Source organism: Cytophagia bacterium CHB2, assembly GCA_030263535.1.
Taxonomy (GTDB): domain Bacteria; phylum Zhuqueibacterota; class Zhuqueibacteria; order Zhuqueibacterales; family Zhuqueibacteraceae; genus Coneutiohabitans.
This window is the reverse complement of the sequence record SZPB01000599.1, coordinates 1-2353: the sequence shown is the minus strand read 5'-3', so window position 1 is coordinate 2353 and position 2353 is coordinate 1. Positions and strand designations below refer to the sequence as shown.

The 2353-nt window shown below is 54.8% G+C and carries 3 protein-coding genes; all 3 read right to left on the bottom strand.

The window, feature by feature from the left end:
- Window positions 1–395 (bottom strand): hypothetical protein (locus FBQ85_29335; protein MDL1879235.1); only part of this gene is annotated, 395 nt, incomplete at its 3' end.
- 544 nt (window positions 396–939) lie between these two features.
- On the bottom strand, window positions 940–1959 hold the full coding sequence (locus tag FBQ85_29330; protein ID MDL1879234.1) for an NAD-dependent epimerase/dehydratase family protein: 1020 nt from the start codon (window positions 1957–1959) through the stop codon (window positions 940–942).
- 92 nt (window positions 1960–2051) lie between these two features.
- Window positions 2052–2353 (bottom strand): acyl-CoA thioesterase (locus tag FBQ85_29325; protein MDL1879233.1); only part of this gene is annotated, 302 nt, incomplete at its 5' end.

Here is a 2353-nt window from a genome sequence, read left to right as displayed (position 1 = left end):
TCAGGATATTTTTGCAGAATTGCCGCCAGCTTGCTGATATTCTCTTTGCTGATGGGCTTGAGCTCGGCCTTGTTCACATCAAACAAAATGCCGGAATCAAAGGTGATGCGAATGCCCTCGCCCACCCGTTCGACTCGGGCGCCCGCGATGTCTTGCTTGATCTCCGCAGCCTGCTTGTCCATGTAATTGCCGATATAAAGACCGGCTGCGCCGCCGATCGCCGCGCCCAAAATCGCGCCGAGCACGGTGTTGCCCGCCGCTTTACCAACAGCGCCGCCCACAACTGCGCCGCCGGCTGCGCCCGCGGTGCCATATTGCGCCTTCTTGCTCCAACCGCAGCCGAGTCCCATCGTCAACACAGCCGCGCTCAGGACAACAACCACTAGTTTTTTCATAGAGCACTCTCCTAAAAAAGAACATTGTAAATGGAAAAAATACCTGTTCGGTAATATTGCTACTCATCACATCAGATTGTTCGGAACGTATCGCCGCACGCCGCAGCGCAAGCTATGCGCGTTTCTTTAGGCAATTAAAAGTGAAGTCTTTGCTTTGAAAACAAAAACATTTCACGCAAAGGCGCGGCTCGACTGAGTTCGCCGAAGTCAGTGCCGCACAGGTTCCATAAAGAAAAACTTTGCGGGTTCTTTGCGCTTTCGCGTGAGGCTTTTCTTTTTGGTCCCGGCTCGTCCTGGGTTAGAGTTGTGAAAACTTAATCGGTGTTGAGTTGAAAGATGGGAACAGTAGTTAAGGAAGGAAGCAGAAAAGTAGAGGTGCATATCAACAGCTAGCGCAACATGTCGCGGCATAAGCTCACCCTCGCTTTCCTGTTGATCGCATCTCACCCTCATCACAAGGCGCGCGCTGCTTTTCTTGCACTCCTCCGGCACCAAAAATTTAATACAATTCAGATGAATGTCAAGCGCTCTCTCTCGCGCCACTTCAGTCGCGATAGCGTTGCTTGATGCCGGGAATCAAATACGCGCTGAACGCGCGTTCTTCGTCATATTCCGGCGACCAATCCCAATCCCGCCGGGCGGCAGTATCGTCCACTTCTTCAGGCCAGGAATCGACGATGGCCTGGCGCTTGTCATCGGGAGAGAATTTGATCTCAGCCTGCGGAAATTCGCGCAACACCCGGCGGTGAATCTCGCCGGCGCTGGGGCTGAAGCTGCCGATGTTGTAAACCGTTTGCGTGAGTTTTTCGCGCGGCGCCGCCTCCAGGCGCAGCAGGGCATGAATCGCATCCGGCATGGCCATGAACGGAATGCGCACATCCGCGCGTACGAAACACGAGTAACTCTTATTTTGCGCAGCGGCGTGCAGCATTTCCGGCGCATAATCGCTGGTGCCGCCGCTCGGAACGGTGATGGCGCTGATCAATCCCGGAAAACGCAGCGCGCGAAAATCAATGCCGCCGGTCAGCGGGTCTGCGGCAAGCTGGCGGTAATGGCTGGAATAGTAGCGGCCGAGATGTTCGCAATAAAGTTTGTTGCAGCCGTACATCGTTGTCGGAAACGTCCAGTCGTTTTCCTTGACTTTGCCGGCCGCTTTTTTGGCGGCAAGGTTGGGCAGGCCGTAAACCGCAATCGAACTGGGAAACATGAATTTGACCACCTGGCCGTGCCAGCGGGATTGCTCGATGGCGAGTTTGAGCAAGTTGAGTGTGCCTTCAACGTTGACGCGATGCGCCGCTTCGGGTGTAAACTCAGCGCGGGTGGAAAGCAGCGCCGCGAGATGATAAACGCAATGAATCTCATACTCGCTTTGCATGCGCTCGAGCAAACGAGGTTCGAGAATATCGCCCACGATCACAGCACTGCACAGGCGCTGCAAGCTTTCATCGAGCGGTCGAACATCGAGCGCAATGATGTGATGCGAGCCGTTCTCGGCCAGGCGCGCAATCAGGCCGTGGCCCATCTCGCCGTTGGCGCCGGTCACCAAAACGCCGGGTTTGCGAATGTGTTTGGTCATGATGCCTTCCCTGGAGTTGGCAAAAATTCAAGCATACGCGAGGTTGATTTGATCGCAAAAAGTGAGCAGAGCAGCAGGCATTAACCGCGCGAGGTATCAGAAAAAAAACGGCGCAGTGTTTCCAGAAAAATGTGCGGCGGTTTCACCGGCTTGCCGGCAGCGTTGATGAATGCGTGCATGGTGTAGCCTTCGGCGATCAATTCTCCGGTTTCGTTGAAAACCTCATAATCAATGCGCAAGCTGGCGCGCGGAAACTCTTTCAGCCGGCTTATCACTCGAATGAGTTCGTCGTAACGCGCGGGCTTGCGATATTTGCAATGCGCTTCGGTGACAGGCAGGGCCACGCCTTCTTTTTCGATTTCGGCGTACGGCAGGCCGGTGT